This window comes from Streptomyces sp. NPDC046727 (assembly GCF_040645635.1).
GTDB lineage: Bacteria > Actinomycetota > Actinomycetes > Streptomycetales > Streptomycetaceae > Streptomyces.
Map to the genome: position 1 here is coordinate 22,949 of NZ_JBEYYR010000021.1, position 20,651 is coordinate 43,599.

Here is a 20,651-nt window from a genome sequence, read left to right on the forward strand (position 1 = left end):
GAGGACTCCACGCCCCGCGTAAGCCCCGAGACAGACGCGACAAGGTGCCATTAGGCTGGCTCCGGCCACCGCAGGCAGCGCTCAGGGGAAGCGACGGATCGGTGAACTCATGGCGGGGATAAGGGAGTTCCAGGCGAGCGACGGCTCGGTACTGCGCGTGGAGGTCGACGGTCCCGTGCCACCGCACGGCGACGCCTACGAGCCGGTGCGAAGACGCCGCGGGGACGCCACGGGGGCCGCGGCGGACACCCTCCGCCAGGCCGTCGACCGCGTCCGGCCGGCCGTCCAGGACGTGCTGGCCTCGCTGCGGGCCATGCCGGAGGCTCCGGACCGTGTCAGTCTTGAGTTCGGGGTGAAGCTCAGCGCGGACGCCGGTGTCGTCCTGGCCCGGGCCGCGACCGAAGCGCACTTCAAAGTGGCCCTTGAGTGGGAGCGGCAGCGCGACGGCGCAGGCCGTGCCGACGCCGACGACGAGTCGGCCCCGGACGACGAGCCGGTCCCGGACGGGGCGCCGTCCTCGGACGCGGAGCCCGTCGGTGGCGGCGACTGAGGCGCCGCCTCCCGCCGCCCCGTCGGGAGGTACCGAGTTCGAGCAGGGGCTCGCCCGGCTCTTCGACCGGCGGGGCAGGCTGCTGGGCGCCGGGTTCCTCCTGACCCGCGACCTGGTGTGCACCTGCGCGCACGTGGTCGCCGACGGCGACGGGACCGGGCCCGGCCGCCCGGACGAACCGCTCCTGGTGGACTTCCCGCTGGTCACCGGAGAACCCCGGGAACCGGTGCCTGCCACCGTCGAAGCCTGGTACCCCACCGACGACATCGCGATCCTCCGGCTCACCCACCCGGTCGCCGGGACCGCGCCGCTGCCCCTGGCCGGCCCCGATGCCCCGCTCTACGGCCGCGAGGCCCGGCTCTACGGCTTTCCCGAGGTCACCGACACGGGCGTGAACGCGCACGGCACCCTGCGCGGCGGCCAGGGCGCGGGCCTCATCCAGCTGGACGCGGGGCACGGCAGCGTCGCGATCGAGCCGGGGTTCAGCGGGAGTCCGGTCTGGGACGTCGGAGCCCGCCATGTGGTCGGCATGCTCGCCACGCGTGGCCGCGACAGCCTCGACGGCACGGCGTATCTGATCCCGGCCCCGCGGCTGGCCGCCCGGGCACCGGACGCCGTCGAGGACCCGGGCCCGTTCAAGGGCCTGTTGCGCTTCGAGGAGAGCGACGCTCACCTGTTCCTGGGGCGGGCCAGGGAGACGGACGCGCTCGTCTCGGCGGTGCGCGAGCAGCCGCTGACCCTGCTGACCGGGCAGTCGGGCACGGGCAAGTCGTCCTTGCTGCACGCCGGTCTGCTGCCGCGGCTGCACGCGGTCCAGGCCGTCACCGTGGTGCGCACACCGCACGAGGCGGACGGCCCGGCCACCACGCTCGGCGAGGCACTGCTGGCCCTGTGGAGGGCGGCCGTCCCCGAGGAGAACACCGGCACCGCCCGCCTGGCGGCCGTACGGGAGGCACTGTCCGGGGACGAGGTCGCGCTCGCCGTTCTACGGGAGGAGCTGCGGACCGTCTTCCGGGACCGGACGGGCGTGCTGGTCCTGGACCAGTTCGAGGAGTACGCCGCCGCGGCGCCGTCCGCCGCCCGGCAGGTGGTGAGGTGGTGGCGCGAGCTGACCGCCGGTGCCACGCCGGACCGGGGACTCCGGGCGGTCCTGTCCGCCCGGCACGCCACGCTGGACGTGCTGTCCGCCGTGCTGCCGGCCGCCGAGCGGACCCGGGCCGTCGTGTCCCTGGACCCGCTGACCGACGAGGCCCTGAGCGAGGTGATCTCCGCCCGGCTCGCCCCGATCCCCGGAGCCGGCCTCCAGGACGGCCTCAAGGAACTGCTGCTGCGCGATGCCAGGGACGCCCAGGACACCCGGGGGGAGGGCAACGCCCTGCCGCTTCTGGAGTTCACGCTGGCCGAGCTGTGGCGTCGGCGCTCGGGGGGACGCCTGACCCTCGCCGCCTACCAGGAACTGGGCGGCCTGTCCGGCGCGTTGGCCCAGCACGCGCAACGCACCCTCGACGCGGCCGTCGCGGAAGGCGTCGCCGACGAGCAGACCGCGCGGCGCCTGTTCCAGCGCCTGGCCCGCCCGGACGGACTCGGCCGGTTCCTGCCGGACGTCGTGCCGGTGGGCGAACTCGACGAGGCGCAGCAGCGCTTGGCCAGCCGTATGGCGCGGCAGAAGCTGCTCGCCTGGACGGAGCCGCCGCCGGGAGACACGCTCGGCGAGTCCCTGCGCATGGCCCATGAGGCGTTGCTGCGCGAATGGGAGTGGCTGCGCACCTGTCTGCGCGAGGGCGAGGAGTTCCGCGCCTGGCAGTCCCAGGTCGCCGAACAGGCCGCCGCGTGGGCCGCGGAGGGCCGCCGCCCGTTCGTGCCCGTACCCGGGAAACTGCTCACGGCCGCGGGCCGGTGGGAACCGGAACGCGACCGGGACATCACCGCCCTCCAGCGGGCCTACCTGACCGCGGGCCGGCGCCACGCACGACGGGGCGCATACGTGCTGCGCGGGTTCGCCGCCGTCGTCACCGTCCTCACACTCATAGCGGGCTGGCTGGCCTGGGACGCGAGCCGCAGCCGGGACCGCATGGAGACGCAGCTGCGCGCGGCGGCCTCCGAGCAGCTGGCCGGCATCGCGCAGGAGCGATCGGCGCTCGACTTCGGGGTCTCGGTACAGCTGGCGATGGGCGCGTGGGCGACATCCCCCACGGGCAAGGCCAAGAGTCAGCTGTTCCGGCAGTACCTGAGGATGCGGGACGCGGAACGGGTGCACGCCGGGTTGTGGCCGGGGAGCGTGGACCGCATGACCGCCGCGTCGGAGACCGATGTCCTCGCGGTGACGACCAAGCCGGAGAAGGGCAGCGCGACGGTCTCCGTCGTCGTGGACGCCGCCTCCGATCACCCCCGCGTCCACCGTCTTGCGGGAGCGCCGGCGCAGGAATCCAAGGACGCGGTCAGCGACGACGGGCGCTGGTACGCCCTCGCGTCGCCCGACGGGTCGGTACGGCTTTGGGAGGTCGGCAAAGACCCCGAGCCACGCCTGCTCACCGGAGCACGACCGGAATCGGACGACGTCTACTTCCCCTCACTGGACTTCAGCGACGACTCCTCCCGCCTGCTGCGCCTGCACTCCTACGGAGACCGGGGCGACGGCGACGCCATCGAGCAGCACGGCAGACTCGACATCTGGAACGTGCGCTCCGGCGACCCGGTCCCGGGGGCGCGGCGGGTGACCACGGGCCGGGTGGTGGACGGCGCCGCGTTCGCGGGCGGGCCCGACCACGTGACCCTCCAGTGGCTCCGCCGCAACTCGTCCGGTCGCTACCTGTCGTCGGCCGGAGTCTTCTCGCTGCCCACGGGGAGGGAACAGCGGCGGCTGGTCACGGACGCCAACGCGACCAGCACGCTCATGGGACGGGACAAGGTGCTCTCCGTGTACCCGAACCGACTCGGCGCGCAGGCGAGGTGGCTGCGCGTGGACGGCTCCGCAGCGCCTCGGGTGACTCCGTCACGCTTCGGCGACACCGACGCCACGAGCTACTACCGCACCGCCTTCCGCGAGGCGGGATCCAGCGACGACGACGCGGAGTACGGCATCGCGTCCGCTGTGGGCGTCCTCGACGGTGGCTCCTGGACGGCGGTGGTCCCCACCGACGGCACGTCGAACCAGCCGGTGAAGATGGCGATCTGGCCGCGCAGGTCGGGCGACCGCCCGGTGGCGGTGGCGGCGGTCGGTGACGGCTTGGTACGGCTGCGCCTCAGCAGGGACGTCGAGCCGCTGCCGTTCGACCATACCGACCTGCAGACGGTGGCGCTCGATCCGCACCACGACCGGTTCGCGACCCAGAACGAGGGCCGCCTTCATCTGAGCCGTCCGGGAGCCCCGAACCGCAGTGCGGAGCTGCCGGGCGACCCGGAGGACCGCAAGTGGGCCACGCTCTGGGTGAGTTCGAAGGAGCGCGAGACCGTGGCCGTATGGGACACCGACGGTCTCACACTCCTGCTGTACGCGGCCGACGACCTCAACAGCCACCTGGAGGTCGATCTCGCCCGGCGGCTTCCCACAGCGGCGCGGGCCTCCAGCATCGAGTCCGTGGCCCAGCTGGGCAACGGCGAACTGGCCGTGCTGCTGACCTCCAACGACGTACTGCGGGTCGACCCCGGGACGGGCACGGTCGTCTCGTCTCCACTGCGCGTGGCACCGCCCGAGGCCCACCCGGAGTCGCTCCGGACCACCGCCGGCCAGCTCGTCGCCCGCCCCGGCCACGACGACCAGGCCCTGATCGTCAGCAGGTCCGGTCACCTCCTCGGACAGCTGATGGTCTGGGACCTCGTGAAGAACCGGCGCATCTCCGAATGGACCTCGCCGACCGGTGTGGACGGGGCCAGGGAGCCGGGGAATCCCACCGTGCTCTTCAGTCGGGACGGCAGCCTCGTGGCCGTGGGTCACAGCGACAGCAAGCTCCGCTTCTGGGACGCGGAGACCGGCCGCCGGCGCGGAGGCGTCGTGCCCTACCCTCCCTTCACCCACCCCCTCGCCTTCATCGGCGACCGCGCCCTCGTCTCCGTCACCGCGGGCCGGGGCATACGGCTGCACGACGTCTCGGACGGCAGCACGCTCGCGGAGGGCCAGGACACGGTGAACACGGACCCGTTCGCCGCGGTCGCCTCCGGCACCCGCCTCTGGCTCGCCTCCGGCGGGCAGCTCCAGAGCGTGGACATCGATCCCGGCACGTGGTGGCACCGGCTGTGCGAGACGGCCGACCGCCCGTACACGGCCGCCGAACGCAAACTGCTGCCGAACGGCGCGCACACCGGCCGCCCGTGCTCGGGATGACGGTGCAGTTCTCCGCAGGGCTACGAGGGGCTGGTGCGGTCCGCTCACACACCGACGTGACGGAAGTGCGTGGTCAACCGCCCGGTCTCGTCAAGGATGTGGAAGGCGAGCGCAGGGGGATGGTCCAGGTGGACGTGGTCCTCGGGGTGCTCGCGGTGTTCCCAGGGAAGACGCAGGGTGGAGACGACGCCGGGGGCCACGAGCAGCGGGCGTCCGGCGAAGACGGTCGTCGCGGCCGTGTGGGCGTGGCCGCAGAGGAACCCCGTGATGTTGGGGTGCCGGTCGGCGAGGGCCGCGAGCCGCTCGGCGCCGAACTGGCGGATGCCGTCGACGAACGGGACGTGCAACTGCGCCGGGGGGTGGTGGAAGCCGATCAGCACGGGCGTCCGGTCGGAGGTCCGGGCCAGGATGTCCTCGAGCCACGCCAGGGTTTCGTCCGAGAGGATTCCCTCGTCCTTGCCCGGCACCGATGAGTCGCACATCGCGATGACCACGTCAGCGCTCTGATGCACCTGATTGACCGGAGTCGCCGCAGCCGGCTGCGCCAAGAGGTGCGTGCGGAAGGCCTCACGCCGGTCGTGGTTGCCGGGGCAGAGCAGCACCGGGTGCCGCGAGGCGAAGAGCCTACGGGCCTGCTCGTACTCGGCCGGCAGGCCATGGTCGGTGATGTCTCCGGTCACCAGGACCGCGTCCAGGTCGTACGGCAGGTCCTCCAGGTAGCGCATGACGGCCCGGGTGCGCTCGATGCTGCGCGGCTCACTGTCGATGTGGGTGTCGCTGAGGTGGGCTATCACGATCATCGAGGTACGTCCTGTCGCTGTCGGGCTGTTGATCACTTGGGCCGAGGCTAGGCGGGCACCGGACCACGAGTAAGATCCAGTTCCGTGCGGAAATCCTGGTCCGGTTCACGCGTCGACCTGCACATCGATCTCGACGCCTCCCAAGGCCGCCGTTCGGCTCTGGAGTCGGCGCTGCGCGACGCGATCCGTCAGGGGCGCCTGGCCGCGGGGACGCTCCTGCCCTCCACCAGGGGGCTGGCCACCGAACTCGGGCTGTCCCGTGGGACGGTGACCGCCGCCTACGATCAACTGGCTGAAGAGGGCTACCTGACCAGCCGGCCCGGGTCGGGCACCACCGTGGCGGACATACCACCGGAGACCGAGGCTTCCCCCTCGGCCTCACCGATACCGGCGGGCCCTCGCCATGACCTGCGCCCGGGGCTTCCCGATGTCAGCGCCTTCCCCGCGCGCGCCTGGCTCGCGGCAACGCGCCGGGTGGTCGCGGGCTCCCGCTCGGTGATGCTCGGCGCCGGAGACCCGCAGGGCCGGATCGAACTGCGCACCGCGGTGGCCGACTACCTGGGCCGCACCCGCGGTGTGGTCACGACCCCCGACCGCATCGTCATCACGTCCGGCTACTACCAGGGCCTGAGCCTGCTCAGCGATGTGCTGGTCCGAAGCGGCGCCAGGACGGTAGCCGTCGAGGATCCCAGTCACAACGTCTTCCGCGCCGTCGTCCAGCGCACCGGACTCGCCGTCCGTCCCATGCCCGTCGACGCCGACGGCGCGCGCGTGGACGCGCTGACGCACGAGGTCGACGCGGTGCTGCTCACGCCCTCGCACCAGTATCCGACCGGCGTCCCCCTCCACCCCAGCCGGCGTCAGGCCGTCAGCGCCTGGGCACGCACCACCGGCGGGCTGGTCATCGAGGACGACTACGACGGCGAGTACCGCTACGACCGCCAACCCGTCGGCGCCCTGCAGGGCATCGCCCCCGACCGGACCGTGTACTGCGGCACCGCCTCCAAGACGCTCGGCCCTGCTCTGCGCCTGGCCTGGATGGCTCTGCCTCCGGAGTTGGTGAAGCCGGTCGTAGCAGCCAAACAGCTGGCCGATCTCTACACCGAGAGCCTCTCCCAGCTCGTCCTCGCGGACCTGATCACCAGTCACGCCTACGACCGCCACGTTCGCGCCTCCCGCCTGCGCTACCGTCGGCGACGGGAACTGCTGCTGGCCCGCGCGGCCGGAGTCCCGGGTCTGACCGTCCGCGGTGTTCCGGCCGGTCTGCACACCCTCGTGACCCTCTCCGCCGACTGGCCGGCGGAAGACGAGGTCCGCTCTTTCTGTGCCCGGCACGGACTCGCCCTGCGCGGCCTGTCCGAACTCCACATCGATGCCCACGGGCGCCCGGCAGGCCTGCTCATCGGCTTCGCGGCCCCGCCCGAGCACGCCTACCGGCCCGCTCTCGACGCGCTGTTCGACACGCTGCTCACCGCACGGTCTTTTCGAGGAGCGTGAACGACTTGGGCGTGCCGCCCGGCTGCGGCTTGCCCTCCTGGTGGCCGACGACCCGGTAGCCGGCGTCGACGTAGTACGCCGTCAGACGATCATTGCCTGCCAGGCAGTCGAGGCGGACCAGGGTGCGGCCCGCCTCGGCCACGCGCCGCTCAGCGGCCCGTAGAAGCCGCCGTCCCGTTCCCGGCAGGGCGACGGCATGGTCCACCATCAGGCGATGCACGTAGCCGGCCGTCGGGGGCTGCGGGCCCCAGGCGTCCGGATCCTCCCACCACAGTTCCCAGGCCCCGACGGTACGGCCGGCGACTTCCGCGACCCAGACTTCTCCGTCCTCCATGATCCGACGGAAGTGGGCTTCATCCAGTTCGCCGGGCTGCCACTGGCCGGTGGTGCCACGGGAGTTCATCCAGCGGGCGGCATCGTCACGCAGGCGCACGAGGGTGGAAAGGTCTTCGCGGACAGCCGGGCGGAAGCGTAGATCGTTCACGCGCCGATCCTCACACGGGCGCCGCCGGGGCGGAGAACCGCCCCATTCGTCGCCCCCTTCGTCGTCGGCGTCGGCGGTTCAGCTCAGGTGCAGAGCCATGATCGTCAGGTCGAGCCAGCGGCCGAACTTGGTTCCGACCTCCCGCACCGTTCCGACGCGTTGGAACCCGAACCGTTCGTGCAGCCGGATCGATCCGGTGTTCTCGGCCTCGATTCCGGCGATCATGACGTGGTGGCCGGCTTCACGCGCCGAGGCGATGAGGGCGTCGAGCAGTGCGGAGCCGATGCCGAGCCCGTGCCGGTCTTCGCGGACGTAGACCGAGTCCTCCACCGTGTGGCGGTACCCGTCCAGTGCGCGCCACGGCCCGTGGACCGCGAACCCGGCCACCTCGCCCTCGGCCAGGGCGACGAACGCCGAACCACGCTCCAGGTGCGCCGCCAACCAGGCGTCCCCCTCGGCGGGGGACTGCGGGGTCTGCGTCCACAGGGCCGTCGACCGCTCGATCGCGTGGTTGCGGATCGCACGGATGGCCTCCGCGTCGCCCGCCTGTGCGCGGCGCACTGTCACCGTCATAGCGCTTCTTTCGTATAGTGGATTCATGTCCAATATAGTAGATCCGCTGGTACGGCAGATCGCTGCCCGGGTCCGCACCGAGCGGGAACGCCGCCGCTGGACGCTGGCCCAGCTCGCGGATGCCTCCGGGGTGTCCCAGGCCATGATCAGCAGGATCGAGCGCGGCGAGAGCAGCCCCAGCGCCGTCGTCCTCGGCAAGCTGTCGGCCGCGTTCCAGCTCAGCATCGCCTCGCTGCTCGCCCTGGCCGAAGGAGCGCAGGACGGCACGGAGCCGACGGCAGGCGTGCGCCGCGGGGCCGACACGGCGGAATGGCGGGATCCCGGCACCGGCTACCGGCGCCGGCAGATCTCCGGCCCGCACTTCCCCGCGGAGGTCGCCGAGATCCGTCTGCCCGCCGGCGCCCGAGTACCGTATCCGGCTGCTGCCTTCGCCTTCGTCCGGCAGATCGTCTGGGTCCTCGACGGCCGTCTGACCTTCCACGACGGCGACACGGTCCACGAACTCGACGCGGGCGACAGCATCGAACTCGGCGCGCCCACCCCGCGGGTCTTCGCCAACACCACGGACGTCGAATGCCGCTACGCCGTCATCCTCGCCCGCGGCGCCCAGCCATGAGTCGTGCCCTTCCGCGCAGCGGCACGTTCCTGCTGGCCTGCGTCGCCGGGACGGCGATCGCGAACAACTACGCAGTCCAGCCCGCGCTCACCGCGGTCGCCGCCGATCTGGGCGTCCCCCTCTCCGTGATCGGCCTCGCGCCGACCGCCGCACTCGTGGGCTGCATGACCGGCTTCGCCCTCCTGCTGCCCCTCACCGACCGCCTCGCCCCCAACCGCCTGGTCGCCGCACAGCTCACCGCCCTGGCGGCCGCCCTCGCCCTCGCCGCGACCGCGCCCAGCGCGGGCGTGCTCGTGGCCGCCTACCTGTTCATCGGCGCGACCGCCAGTGTCGCGGCCCAGGCCGGCACCATCGCGGGCAGGTATGCCCCGCCCGGGCGTCGCGCGACCGGTGTGGCCACGGTGGCGGCTGGGATGTCGGCGGGGATCCTGCTCAGTCGCCTGGCGGGCGGAACCCTCGCCGACGTCCTCGGCTGGCGGCGGATGCTGCTCGTCTTCGCCGCCCTCGCCCTGCTCGCCGCGATCACCGCCGGCGCGCTCCTGCCCAGACAGAGGCCGCACCGCGACCACAGCTACCGGGCCGCCCTCGCCTCGCTCCCGCCGCTCCTGCGCGAGTTCAGCGAAATGCGACGCGCGGTAGTCGTCGGCGGGTTGTGGTACCTCGCCTTCAACCTCATATGGGTCGCGCTCGCACTCGCTCTGGCCGAACCGCCCCACTCCCTCGGTCCGACCGCCATCGGCCTGTACAGCCTGGCCGGGCTCCTCGGTCTCATCGTCCTCCCGCTCACCGGACGCCTCACCGACCGGCACGCCCCGGCCACCGTGATCACCGCCTCCCTGCTGGCCGCCGCTGCCGGAACGGCCCTGCTGGCCACCGGCCTGACCACCCCGCCGACCATCGCGCTCGGCCTCGCCCTCTTCGACGCCGGGTGCTTCGCCGCCCAAGCCGCCAACACGAGCCGCGTCATCGCCCTCGATCCGCACCGCTCCGGCAGCCTCACCAGCGTCTACCTGGTGCTGTACTTCACGACCGGCGCCATCGGCAGCGCGCTCGCAGCACCCCTGCTCGACACCCTCGGCTGGCAGGGCACCGCGCTGACCGGCCTCGCCGCACTGCTCCTCGCCGCCTGCCTCGGACGCCTGCCCCAACGCGGAACCCGCGCCGAAACCCTCAGGGCACGCATGCCGCGCTCGAGGAAACCCGTGACGAGGACCAGCACGGCGCGACGACCTCGCGGATACTGATGCGATGCCGCAGCCGCCGCTCGTACTGCACCCGGAACCCATCACCGCCGACCCGCCTCACACCGCGCCACGGCCCCTGCTCACCCAGTCGTGGCTCGATCTGGCCTTCCTCCACTGGGCCGCCGATCCCGCGGACGTCGCCCCGCTGCTGCCGGCCGGGACCCGTCCGGACACCCTGGACGGGGTGACGTACGTCGGGCTCGTCGCCTTCCGGATGCACCGCGTGGGATGGTTCCGTCTGCCCGGCATTCCGTACCTCGGCTCCTTCCCCGAGACCAATGTCCGCCTGTACTCCGTGGACGCCCATGGCCGGCGTGGCGTGGTCTTCCGTTCGCTGGACGCGTCGCGTCTGATTCCGGTGGCCGTCGGACGGGCCGTCTTCCGCCTGCCGTACGTCTGGTCACGGATGCGGATCCGCCGGGAGGGCGCCACGGTCACCTACACCAGCAGCCGGCGCTGGCCCGGCCCTCGTGGCACACGCAGCGACCTCGCGATACGGGTCGGCGAGCGGGTCGATGCACCGACCGAGCTGGAACACTTCCTGACCGCCCGCTGGGGTATGCACAGCGCCTTCTTCGGCCGGGCCCTGTTCCTGCCGAACACGCACCCGCGCTGGCCACTGCACCGTGCCGAGCTGTTGCAGTGCGAGGAGAACCTGGTGTCCTCGGCAGGCCTGCCCACGCCGGCCGGGCCCCCCGTCAGCGTGCTCTACTCCCCAGGAGTCCCGGTCCGCTTCACCCGCCCACCCCGCACGTCGGCCGGCATCCCGACCCCCTGACCCAACGGCGATTCGCGCGTCGGGGCGAGACCTACGATCGCGCGGGCTGGTTGGCGATGAGAAGAGTGGTGTCCGCGGGACGGAAACCCAAGCGGGCGTAGAGCCGGGCGACCTTGTCCTCCGCATAGGCGAGGAAGACGGTGTGTACCCCGTGGTGGCGGGCGTGTGCGGCCAGCGCCGTCGCGACGGCCGCGGCCAGGCCCTGGCGCCGGGCGGCGGGCAGCGTGCCGACGCCGCCGATCTCGGTCGTGCCGTTCGCAGGGTGGTAGTGGCCGGCTGCGAGCGGGGTGCCGTCGGGGGCGAGGGCGGCGACGAGTGTCTTGTGTCCGGCACGGATGGTGGGACGGATCGTTGCGACCGTACCGTCCGCGGCCAACTCCTCGGCCGCTGCCGACAGTTCCGCGCGGCCCGCCACGCCCACCGCCGTGCCCGCCTCGGCGAAGGCCAGTCGTGGGAGAGCAAGGGCCTTGGGCAGAGCCGGGTCGTCGGCCGTCAGCGCACGGATCGTGACGCCCTCCGGCAGCGGCTGCGGGGGCAGTGGGTGGTGCGGGTCGAGGGCCATCAGCGGGCGTTCCAGCACCGGGAGACCGGCGGCCTCGATACGGGCGCGCAGCGCCGGAGCCGCCTCGGCGAGCCATTCGAAGGCTTCCGGCACACCGAGTTCGCGCTGCCGGGCGCGTACCCGGGCGATGTCGGCTGCCCTGACGGCCCCGGAGCCCGCCGCGGTCGGTTGAGCATGGCTCGGACCGCCGTAGTAGGGGGTTCCCGGTTCCTTGCGCACGAACAACCGCAGCGGGCCGAAGTCCTCGGCGTCGGAAGACAACAGCGGTACGGCGGAGTAGTACCGCTCGATACGGGCCCGAAGCGAGTCGATCATGCCGCACATCCCACCACGGAGCATGGGCATGCCGCCTCCGCAAATGACCGCCCCCAGCCGACAGCGCCGCCGCGCAAGGTTCGGCGCCTCGTGGGTCAGGTCGCGGAACCTGGGCCGGGCGGGAGGTGGACGGTCATGATCAGGTGGCAGGTGTCGGTGCCCGCGCCGCGGTAGGTGTGCGGGGCGTCGCCGTCGAAGGCGGCGGTCTGCCCGGCTTCGACGGTGTGCTCCACGCCGTCGACGACCAGTGTCATCCGGCCCGAGGTGACACTGACGGTTTCCACGACCCCGCCCTGGTGGGGGTGGCTGGGGTACTCCTCGCCCGGCTCCAGCTTCCAGCGCCAGACCTCGACGGGGGCCGGCCCGGAGGTGGTCAGCATCAGCCGGGCCTCGCTGCCCCGCGGGCCGGTCCACAGCGGTGCCAGGCCCTCGGCGGACACGATGCGGACCCTCTCCTCGGCCCTGCCCTCCAGCAGAGCGGAGACGGAGACGCCGAGGGTGTCGGCCAGCCGGACCAGGGTGGCGAAGTTCGGGTTGCCCTGGGCCTTCTCCAGTCCCACCAGGGCTCCCTTGCTGACCTGGGCGCGCCGGCCGAGTTCGTCCAGGGACAGGCCCGCGCGGGTGCGGGCCGCCCGGACGTTCTGCGCGAGCGTCCGCAGGGCCGCCTCGGTCTCTGCCATCCGATCACCATCCTTGCCCGTGGACCAGTGGAATGTACCGCGCGGTCGTTCGGTTGACACGTCCCGGTCGGTCCGTTGTACGGTTTGGTCGTTCCATTGATAGTAAGGGATGTACCGTGATCGCTCTGCTGCTGGCCCTGGGCAGCTCTCTGGCCTACGGCTGCGCCGACTTCCTCGGCGGCCTCGGTGCCCGCAAGGCCCACGTCCTGCGCACCGTGATGATCGCCGCGCCGGCCTCTCTCATGGTCGAGCTGCTGCTGTGGCCCTTCCTCGGCGCCTCCTTCAGCACCGGGGCCCTCGCCTGGGGCGCCGTCTCCGGAGTCGCCTCGGCCGCCGCGTTCGCTCTGCTCTACCGCACCCTGGCCATCGGCCCGATGAACGTGCTCTCCCCCGTCACCGCGCTGGTATCGGCCGTACTGCCGGTCGGCGCGGGGCTGCTGCAGGGCGAGCACCTGGGCGCCGCCGGACTGGCCGGGCTGCCGCTCGCGCTGGTCGCGGTGGTGCTGGTCAGCGCGGGGCACGGCGCCGGGTCGGCGCGCCCGTCGCGCACCGCGCTGCTGCTGGCCCTCGGCGCGGGCGCGGCCATCGCCCTCCAGTTGATCTTCCTGCACCAGGCGCCCGCCGACAGCGGCGTGGCTCCGCTGGTCGTCGGCCGGGCCGTCTCCTCGGCCGTCACGCTGGCCGCGGCCGGGCTGATGTACCGCAGGCTCGGCCCCGAGCGGCCCGCGTACGCGCTGTCGGCCACGGCCGGCGTGCTGGACTCGGTGGCGAACCTGCTGTTCCTGCTCGCCGCCCGCAGCGGAGACCTCGCGGTCGTCGCCGTGATCACCGCCCTCTACCCGGCCGGCACCGTCCTGCTGGCCCGCGGCGTCCTCGCCGAGCGCGTGCACCGCGGCCAGCTCGTCGGCCTGGGCACCGCCGCCGTCGCGGTCAGCCTCCTCGCCCTCACCTGAGCACCGCCCCGGCCTGCCCACGGTGCTGCCCGGCCGGTCCCGCATCGACCGCGCCGGTCTCGCATCGGCCGCGCCGGTCTCGCATCGGCCTCTGGAAGCCCTGAGCACCACTCCCCCGACACGGAAACGGACCTCGCCCATGACCTCGTTCCAGCTCACCCCGCCCGTCGCGGAAGCCTTTCCCGACACGCTGATCGCCCTGGTCACCGCCACCGGCCTGAACGGCCACGAGCCCTGGCCCGACACCGTCGCCGCCGTGGACGGCCTGGAGCAGCAGCTCGCCGTCGGCACCTGGCGGCCGGCCGGCGAGACCGACCCGCGCATCGAGGCGTGGCACACCACCTACCGCTCCTTCGGCACCAACCCCCGCCGCGTCCGCCCCAGCGTCGACGCCCTCGGCCGTCGCCTCACCAAGAAGGGGACGCTGCCCCGCATCAACCCGGCCGTCGACTCCTACAACGCCGTCTCCGTCCGCCACGGCCTGCCCGCCGGCGCCTTCGACCTCCACCGCGTCACCGGCGACGTGGACATCCGCTACGCGGAGGGCAGCGAGGAATTCACGCCGCTCGGTGAACCCGACACCGTCGAGCGGCCCAAGCCCGGCGAGATCATCTACGCCGACGCCTCCGGGGTCCTGACGCGTCACTGGAACCACCGCGACGCCCATCGCACCCGTGTCACGGAGGACTCCACCCACGTCGCCTTCATCCTCGAGACCGTCCGCGCCGCCGACGACGGCCATCTCCTCAAGATCGCGGCGGACGAGTTGCAGGGCCTGCTGATCCCGCGCGCCGAGCGGACCGCGGTGCACTACCTCAGCCCCGCTCACCCCCGCGTCGACGTGTGAACCGCAGGCCGCTCAGGCCCGAGGCGGCAGCACCTCGATGACCGTGGCGGTGCCGGTGACGGGCCTGGCCTCGTGCATGGTGATCACGTCACCGGGCTGCAGATGCCGCCAGCGCTCGGGCCGCAGGGGAGCCAGGCGAACATCGGCTGTCTCTCCAGGGCCGAGTTGCGGCGCGAACTCGACCCAGAGCAGGGCGATGTCGAGGTCCCGTCGCCCGTCAGCGGTGCGATTGCCTGTGTCCCAGAGCGGTCGGAGCCGGCCGTCCCCGGCCAGGGCACTCCGCCGTCCGCCCTCGTCGGTTCCCAGCAGGGTGAGCGTCGCGCGGACGGTACCGTGCTCGGCTTCCCAGCCCCGCCACTCGCACCAGCGGCGGCTGCGGTCCAGCATCATCTGCCGAGCGGCCTCGGCGAGCATCTCCCAGTAGGCGACGGGCACGGGACGCACGTCCGCGATCTCGATGAGCCTGTCGAGCGCCTTCTCCCATTGCTGCAGCTCGATGGCCTGGCGAATCCCTCCGACCGTCCGGCCGTTGTCCGCCACGGCGTCCTCGGGCAGCAGGCCGACAGCCCGCCGGAGAAGTGTGAACGCGTCATCCATGGTCAGGCCGACTCCCGTACGACCAATTCCGGTTCGAACACGACCGAGGTGGGCTCGGTGCGCGTGCCGTGGATGTGTTCGTCGAGGAGGCGGGCCATCTCGGCGGCCATGTCCTCCACGGGCTGGCGCACGGTGGTGAGGTGCGGTCGCCGGGTGACGGCGACGGTGGAGTCGTCGAAGCCGACGACCGCCACGTCCTGCGGTACCCGCCGGCCGTGTTCGCGCAGTACCTGGCAGGCGCCCCGGGCCATGAGGTCGTTGGCCGCGAACACACCGTCCACGTCGGGGTGTTCGGCCAGCAGGTGCGTCATGGCGGCAAGGCCGCTGTCCAAGGTGAAGCCGCCCTCGGCCACGGGGACGTAGGCGAGGCCCTGGCGGGCGAGGGTGTCGCGGAAGCCGGCCAGCCGGTCCTGGCTGGCGGCGACCGCCAACGGTCCGCAGATCGTCGCCGGTCTGCGGCAGCCTTGGGCCAGCAGGTGCTCGGCGGCGAGCCGGCCGCCGTCCCGGTGAGCCAGGTCGACGTAGCTGAGCGGGACGGGACGGGAGGGGCGGGCGAAGAGGACCGCGGGCAGCCGGGCTTCGGCGAGGAGCGCGGGCAGCGGGTCGTCGGCATGGCTGGAGACCACCAGCGCGCCGTCGGCCCGGCCCTGCCTCAGGTAGGTGAGCACCTCCTGGCGGGACTCGTCCGACTCGGCGAACATCAGCACCGGGTGGACGGAGCGCGGCCGGAGGTAGCCGACGATTCCGCCGACCACCCGGCCGAAGAACGGGTCGGCGAACACGCGGGAGGCGAAGGCGGCCTGGGCTTCGTCGGAGGCGTCCTGGGCTCCGGACACCACCAGGGCCACGGTCTCGGCCCGCCGGGTGACCAGGGAGCGGGCGGCCCGGTTGGGTGCGTATCCGGTGCGTTCGATGGCCCGGCGGACCAGTTCCTGGATCGCCGGGTCCACGTTGCGTACGCCGTTGACGACCCGGGAGACGGTGGCCCGAGAGACGCCGGCCTCCCGGGCGACGTCCTCCAGGGTCGGGGCCTGTCTGCTCATGCCCGCACCCTAACGGCCCGGCGGCCTGCGGCGATAGAGCGCTCTCCGAGGCGGTGCGGCCGGCCGGCGCCTCGTACGGTACGGGCTCACGGTGCGCACGGTCTGCCAGTTCTGCCCGTCGTCCGAGGTCTGTACGGTGTACGCCTTCGCGTACGAGGCCTCCCACAACAGCTAAACGTGCTTGGACGTGGAGCGGGTGCCGAGGTTCACGGCGGGCGGGACGACCCGGACGGACCGGGTCTCGACGCCGACGTTGCCGTGACCGTCCTTGACCTTGACGTACACCTTCCAGACGCCCGGACGGTCGGGTGCGGTGACCTTGAGCCGGCCGCCGCCGAGATCGGTGTAGGGCAGTGTGGTGAGGTTCTTGCTCCGGTCGATGTACATGCTGTTGACGAGGACCTCGTAGGAGAGCGCGTCCCCGTCGGGATCGGTGGCCTTGACGGCGAGGGTCAGGTCCCGGCCCGCCTGGACCTTGCCCGGGTCGCCCTCGACGGTCAGGTCCGAGACGACGGGCGGCGTGTTGTCGTGCGCGGTGTCCCCGCCGTAGGCACGCTTGACCGCGTAGTACGACAGCCGCTTCTCCCCGGCGGGCAGCAGGTTGAACCAGATCCCGCCGAAGTCGTACTCGGTGCCGTAGTGGAACATCGTGGCGCCGAGCGCGACTCCGCGATGCCCGGTGACGCAGCCCCACGCGCGGGTGTATCCGTCGGCCTTGGCCCGGTCGGCGGGCTCCAGGGGCACGCCGTTGGCGTCGTCGGGCACCTCCCACTCGCCGGCCGGGCCGGTCTCGGTGACGATGTACGGCTTGCGGTAATCGCCCTGCCCCCAGGCCGACTTGACGTCGCAGACGGCGTTGTAGGCGTTGACGGCGTACAGGTCGAGTTCGGGTGCGTTCTTCTTGAAGTACGGCCAGACCCCGACCCAGGCGTCGGTCGAGGTGACCGGGTGGTCCGGGTCGATGGAGTGGATCTTCTTCGCGACGTCGTTGACGAAGGTGGTGTAGGCGTCGCGCTGCCGTTCCAGCTCGGCTCCGCTGTAGCAGTTCTGGAGTCCGAGGACGGATTCGTTGCCGACGTCCCACATCAGGACGCCGGGATTGTCCTTGTAGGCCTGCACCCACTGGGGGAACTCTTCCAGCATCCGGTTCTTGTAGGAGGTGTCGGTCACGTAGTTCACGCAGCCGCCGCTGCCGGGGCCGCCGCCGGGCTGCAGCCAGAACCCGGCGATGACCTTGATGCCGTGCGCTGCGGCGGAGTCGAACAGGGGCTTGCTGGTGGCGTCGGTGCCCCAGGTGCGGAGGGTGTTGACACCCATGGACCGCAGATCGGGAAGGTACTTGTCGGCGTCGGCCATGGCCGGACCCCAGGTCAGGCCTTTGACCTGGTACGGCTGTCCGTCCACGGTCAGTTGCCAGTTGCCCTGGGTGCCGCTGACCTTGACGACGCTGCCGGCCGCGTGGGCCTGGGCGGCCGGCAGGGCGGTGAGGGCGCCGACGGTGAGCACGCCGGCGGTGAGCGGCGCGGCGAGGCGGCGCGCGCGGGTGCCTGGTGGTGGGGTCATGGCGGGCCGGTTCTCCGTGTGTGGGGGCGGTGACGTGGAGTTGGGAGGGAGGGCTGTTACGGCAGGCGGTAGTCGGCGTCCAGGGCGGCGCCGGCCTCGGGGTGCGTCTCGTCGTAGCCTCGGGCGTCGCACTGCAGTCCGCCGACGACGCAGTGGTCGACCAGGGCCTTGAGCGTGCGGTCGTCCCAGGCGTTGAAGAAGTCGTAGTGGAAGCTGTGGCCCGGTCCGCTGGCCAGCCGTACCCGCGACATGTCTCCGTTGACCGGGAACGCCATCTTGAACTCGATCATCGGCAGCGCCACCGGATGGTCGGCGGGGCAGACGTTGTCGTTGGTGCCGGGTTTCACGACGGGGTAGGCCATGTGGCTCGCGTGGTCGGGGGTGTCGAGGTACCTGCCGTCCCAGCAACTGGGCGCCTGGAAGCGGATGTTGAGCTGGACGTCGGCCCGGTTTGGGCAGGTCGCCGGGAACTCGGTGTTGAAGTAGCTGTCGCCGCACTCCCAGCCCTCGACGAAGCCGCGGTGGTGGCGGAACTCGTCGGCGCTCTGCATCGGGCTGCCGACGACGAACCTGAGGCCCTTGGGGAAGGGCCGGACGCTGGTGTAGTCGGTGACGCCGGCCTTGTAGTAGATCACCTGTGGGCCGATGGGCAGGATCTGCCTGTCGCCGTTGTAGAGGGTGGGCATCCAGTAGCCGGACAGGTCGCCGGGGGCCTTGCAGGTGGTGCCGCCGGCGCTCAGCGAGGCGGTCGTGCTGGCCGCGTCGGTGGTGGTGTTGCCGAGGAACGTGTGGTCGTGGGACTTGCCGGGTTGCTGCGGATAGACGATCGGGTCGTCCGCCCTGGTGTGGCTGACCGCGCAGTTGGCCTGGAACTCGTGGAAGTAGCGGTGCGGCGGGACTTGCGTGGAGGGCGTGACGCCGGTGACGGGCGGGACGGCGGGGATGTAGCCGTCGCCGTCGGGGTCCTCGGGCGACGCGGTCGTCGACAGGGCCAGGGTGTGGCCGGTGTGTACGGCATCGCCGGTGGACGGGGGCGTCGATGAGGCGGCGACTCCGCTGAGGCCGAGTGAGGTCACCAGCAGGGCCGAGCCGATCAGCGTGCCCGAGAGGATCCGGGATCTCCGTGACATGGGGGCTCCTCGGGGGGAGTGGGAGGTCGAACGGAGGTGGGAGAGCGCTCTCCCATCGCTGGAGTGTTGAGGCGGTGAGGGGAGGGTGTCAAGGGAATCGACCAAAGGATCAGTGGACACCCGTCGCTCACTTCTCGAAGGCAGAGCAAGCGATGTGACGGTGCTTCAGTCGAGACAGTGCACGAATTCGGTCGTACCTCTTGACGCATCGTTCACGTCAATGAAGCATCCACCGTCGAGAGAGCGCTCCCCCACCCCACTTCGTTCACTTCCCGAACAAGGAGAGCCGCCCATGCCTCCCTCCTCCCCCTTCTCCCCCACCCCCACATCCCCTTCCTCGCCGTCCGTCGGCCGCCGGGCCGTTCTCGGTGCGGCCGCCGCGGTACCCGTGCTGGCCGCTCTGCCTACGCCCGCACGGGCGGCCGGCTCCTCACGCCCCTCTCCCCGCGCCCTGCCCGGCGGAGGTGACCTCGGGCCGAACGTCCTCGTGTTCGACCCCGCCACACCCGGCATCCAGGCCAAACTGGACCAGGTCTTCCGGCAGCAGGAGTCGGCGCAGTTCGGCAGCGGCCGCTACGCGCTGCTGTTCAAACCGGGTACGTACAGCGGTCTGAACGCCCAGATCGGCTTCTACACCTCCATCGCGGGCCTCGGCCTCTCCCCCGACGACACGACGATCAACGGGGACGTCACGGTCGACGCGGGCTGGTTCAACGGCAACGCCACACAGAACTTCTGGCGTTCGGCGGAGAACCTGGCCCTGGTGCCGGCGAACGGCACCAACCGGTGGGCGGTCGCCCAGGCTGCCCCGTTCCGCCGTATGCACATACGCGGCGGCCTGAACCTCGCTCCGTCCGGCTACGGCTGGGCGAGCGGCGGCTACATCGCCGACAGCCGGATCGACGGCCAGGTCGGCCCGTACTCCCAGCAGCAGTGGTACACCCGCGACAGCGTCATCGGCAGCTGGCTCAACGGCGTGTGGAACATGGTGTTCTCCGGCGTCCAGGGCGCCCCCGCGCAGAGCTTCCCCAACCCGCCGTACACCACCCTCGACACCACCCCTGTCTCCCGCGAGAAGCCGTTCCTGTACGTCAGCGGCAGCGAGTTCCGCGTCTTCCTGCCGGAGAAGCGGACCAACGCCCGCGGGGTCACCTGGGGCAACGGCACACCGCGGGGCACGTCCCTGCCGCTGTCGCAGTTCTACGTGGCGAAGCCCGGCGTCAGCGCGGCGACCCTCAACCAGGCGCTGGCGCAGGGGCTCCACCTGCTGCTGACGCCGGGCATCTACCACGTCGACCAGCCGATCCAGGTCAACCGCCCGGGCACCGTGGTGCTGGGCCTGGGTTACGCCACCCTCGTGCCCGACAACGGCACCACCGCGCTGAAGGTCGCCGACGTCGACGGGGTACGGCTCGCCGGCTTCCTCATCGACGCCGGACCGGTCAACTCGACGACCCTGCTGGAGGTCGGCCCGACCGGCGCGTCGCGGGACCACTCGGCCAACCCGACCACCGTGCAGGACGTCTTCGTGCGCATCGGCGGCGCGGGCGCAGGCAAGGCGACCACCAGCATGGTGATCAACAGCCGGCACACCATCGTCGACCACACCTGGGTCTGGCGCGCCGACCACGGCACCGGCGTCGGCTGGGACACCAACCGCGCCGACTACGGCGTCGTGGTCAACGGCGACGACGTGCTGTGCACGGGCCTGTTCGTGGAGCACTTCAACAAGTACGACGTGCAGTGGAACGGCCAGCGGGGGCGCACGATCTTCTTCCAGAACGAGAAGGCGTACGACGCCCCGAACCAGGCCGCCGTCCAGAACGGCTCGGTCAAGGGCTACGCCGCCTACAAGGTCGGCGCCGACGTCACCGCCCACGAGGGCTGGGGCCTGGGCAGCTACTGCTACTACAACGCCGACCCGTCGATCGTGCAGCACCACGGCTTCGCCGCGCCGAACCGGCCGGGCGTGAAGTTCCACGACCTGCTGGTGGTGTCGCTCGGCGGCAACGGCCAGTACGAGCACGTGATCAACGAGACGGGGTCGCCGACGTCGGGGACGTCCACGACACCGTCCACGGTGGTGGCGTACCCCTGA

17 protein-coding genes and 1 pseudogene are annotated in these 20,651 nt (G+C 72.0%); 9 read left to right on the top strand and 9 right to left on the bottom strand.

What is annotated here, in order from left to right; genetic code table 11:
* The first annotated feature begins 109 nt into the window (after positions 1-109).
* On the top strand, positions 110-550 hold the full coding sequence (locus tag ABZ937_RS24620; protein WP_361695297.1) for a CU044_2847 family protein: 441 nt from the start codon (positions 110-112) through the stop codon (positions 548-550).
* Complete coding sequence (locus tag ABZ937_RS24625; RefSeq protein ID WP_361695299.1) at positions 537-4,871, top strand: trypsin-like peptidase domain-containing protein; 4,335 nt, start codon at positions 537-539, stop codon at positions 4,869-4,871. The genes ABZ937_RS24620 and ABZ937_RS24625 overlap by 14 nt, the downstream gene beginning before the upstream one ends.
* Before the next feature lie 44 nt (positions 4,872-4,915).
* On the opposite strand, the gene ABZ937_RS24630 is transcribed toward ABZ937_RS24625, so the two are convergent.
* Complete coding sequence (locus ABZ937_RS24630; RefSeq protein ID WP_361695301.1) at positions 4,916-5,671, bottom strand: metallophosphoesterase; 756 nt, start codon at positions 5,669-5,671, stop codon at positions 4,916-4,918.
* An 84-nt stretch (positions 5,672-5,755) separates the two neighbouring features.
* Here ABZ937_RS24630 and ABZ937_RS24635 point away from each other — a divergent pair, with 84 nt between their 5' ends.
* Entirely contained in the window at positions 5,756-7,168 is a 1,413-nt protein-coding gene (locus ABZ937_RS24635) for a PLP-dependent aminotransferase family protein (protein WP_361695303.1), read from the top strand.
* Here ABZ937_RS24635 and ABZ937_RS24640 read toward each other — a convergent pair.
* Together ABZ937_RS24640 and ABZ937_RS24645 are read right to left on the bottom strand one after the other, a co-directional pair.
* A complete protein-coding gene (locus tag ABZ937_RS24640) occupies positions 7,140-7,652 on the bottom strand; it encodes a GNAT family N-acetyltransferase (RefSeq protein ID WP_361695305.1) in 513 nt (170 codons plus the stop codon). The two genes, ABZ937_RS24635 and ABZ937_RS24640, sit on opposite strands and share 29 nt — an antisense overlap.
* A 78-nt stretch (positions 7,653-7,730) precedes the next feature.
* A complete protein-coding gene (locus tag ABZ937_RS24645; RefSeq protein WP_361695307.1) occupies positions 7,731-8,252 on the bottom strand; it encodes an N-acetyltransferase family protein in 522 nt (173 codons plus the stop codon).
* On the opposite strand from ABZ937_RS24645, the gene ABZ937_RS24650 reads away from it, so the two are divergent.
* From ABZ937_RS24650 to ABZ937_RS24660, 3 genes are read left to right on the top strand one after another with little or no spacing between them, the layout of a single operon-like run.
* On the top strand, positions 8,251-8,841 hold the full coding sequence (locus tag ABZ937_RS24650; RefSeq protein WP_361695309.1) for an XRE family transcriptional regulator: 591 nt from the start codon (positions 8,251-8,253) through the stop codon (positions 8,839-8,841). The genes ABZ937_RS24645 and ABZ937_RS24650 overlap by 2 nt on opposite strands.
* On the top strand, positions 8,838-10,085 hold the full coding sequence (locus ABZ937_RS24655; protein WP_361695311.1) for an MFS transporter: 1,248 nt from the start codon (positions 8,838-8,840) through the stop codon (positions 10,083-10,085). The genes ABZ937_RS24650 and ABZ937_RS24655 overlap by 4 nt, the downstream gene beginning before the upstream one ends.
* 4 nt (positions 10,086-10,089) lie before the next feature.
* The gene (locus ABZ937_RS24660) at positions 10,090-10,863 is read left to right on the top strand and encodes a DUF2071 domain-containing protein (protein ID WP_361695313.1); all 774 of its coding nucleotides are present in this window, start codon (positions 10,090-10,092) and stop codon (positions 10,861-10,863) included.
* A gap of 31 nt (positions 10,864-10,894) precedes the next feature.
* On the opposite strand, the gene ABZ937_RS24665 is transcribed toward ABZ937_RS24660, so the two are convergent.
* Together ABZ937_RS24665 and ABZ937_RS24670 are read right to left on the bottom strand one after the other, a co-directional pair.
* Positions 10,895-11,740: a GNAT family N-acetyltransferase gene (locus tag ABZ937_RS24665; RefSeq protein ID WP_361695315.1), complete on the bottom strand. Its 846-nt coding sequence runs from the start codon at positions 11,738-11,740 to the stop codon at positions 10,895-10,897.
* 95 nt (positions 11,741-11,835) lie between these two features.
* Positions 11,836-12,420 carry an XRE family transcriptional regulator gene (locus ABZ937_RS24670; RefSeq protein ID WP_361695317.1) on the bottom strand — a complete coding sequence of 195 codons (585 nt, stop codon included), beginning with the start codon at positions 12,418-12,420 and terminating at the stop codon, positions 11,836-11,838.
* Between the two features lie 116 nt (positions 12,421-12,536).
* On the opposite strand from ABZ937_RS24670, the gene ABZ937_RS24675 reads away from it, so the two are divergent.
* Together ABZ937_RS24675 and ABZ937_RS24680 are read left to right on the top strand one after the other, a co-directional pair.
* On the top strand, positions 12,537-13,373 hold the full coding sequence (locus ABZ937_RS24675; RefSeq protein WP_361695319.1) for an EamA family transporter: 837 nt from the start codon (positions 12,537-12,539) through the stop codon (positions 13,371-13,373).
* A 139-nt stretch (positions 13,374-13,512) separates the two neighbouring features.
* A complete protein-coding gene (locus ABZ937_RS24680) occupies positions 13,513-14,220 on the top strand; it encodes a phenylalanine--tRNA ligase beta subunit-related protein (protein WP_361695321.1) in 708 nt (235 codons plus the stop codon).
* Positions 14,221-14,232: 12 nt separating this feature from the next.
* On the opposite strand, the gene ABZ937_RS24685 is transcribed toward ABZ937_RS24680, so the two are convergent.
* The 4 genes and pseudogenes from ABZ937_RS24685 to ABZ937_RS24700 form a co-directional block, all read right to left on the bottom strand.
* Complete coding sequence (locus ABZ937_RS24685) at positions 14,233-14,817, bottom strand: hypothetical protein (RefSeq protein ID WP_361695323.1); 585 nt, start codon at positions 14,815-14,817, stop codon at positions 14,233-14,235.
* A gap of 2 nt (positions 14,818-14,819) precedes the next feature.
* The gene (locus ABZ937_RS24690) at positions 14,820-15,860 is read right to left on the bottom strand and encodes a LacI family DNA-binding transcriptional regulator (protein WP_361695325.1); all 1,041 of its coding nucleotides are present in this window, start codon (positions 15,858-15,860) and stop codon (positions 14,820-14,822) included.
* Positions 15,861-15,944: 84 nt separating this feature from the next.
* Positions 15,945-17,423: pseudogene (locus ABZ937_RS24695) on the bottom strand (glycoside hydrolase family 2 TIM barrel-domain containing protein); the annotation flags it as partial.
* Positions 17,424-17,479: 56 nt separating this feature from the next.
* On the bottom strand, positions 17,480-18,553 hold the full coding sequence (locus tag ABZ937_RS24700; RefSeq protein ID WP_361695328.1) for a DUF1996 domain-containing protein: 1,074 nt from the start codon (positions 18,551-18,553) through the stop codon (positions 17,480-17,482).
* A gap of 292 nt (positions 18,554-18,845) precedes the next feature.
* On the opposite strand from ABZ937_RS24700, the gene ABZ937_RS24705 reads away from it, so the two are divergent.
* A complete protein-coding gene (locus ABZ937_RS24705) occupies positions 18,846-20,651 on the top strand; it encodes a coagulation factor 5/8 type domain-containing protein (RefSeq protein ID WP_361695330.1) in 1,806 nt (601 codons plus the stop codon).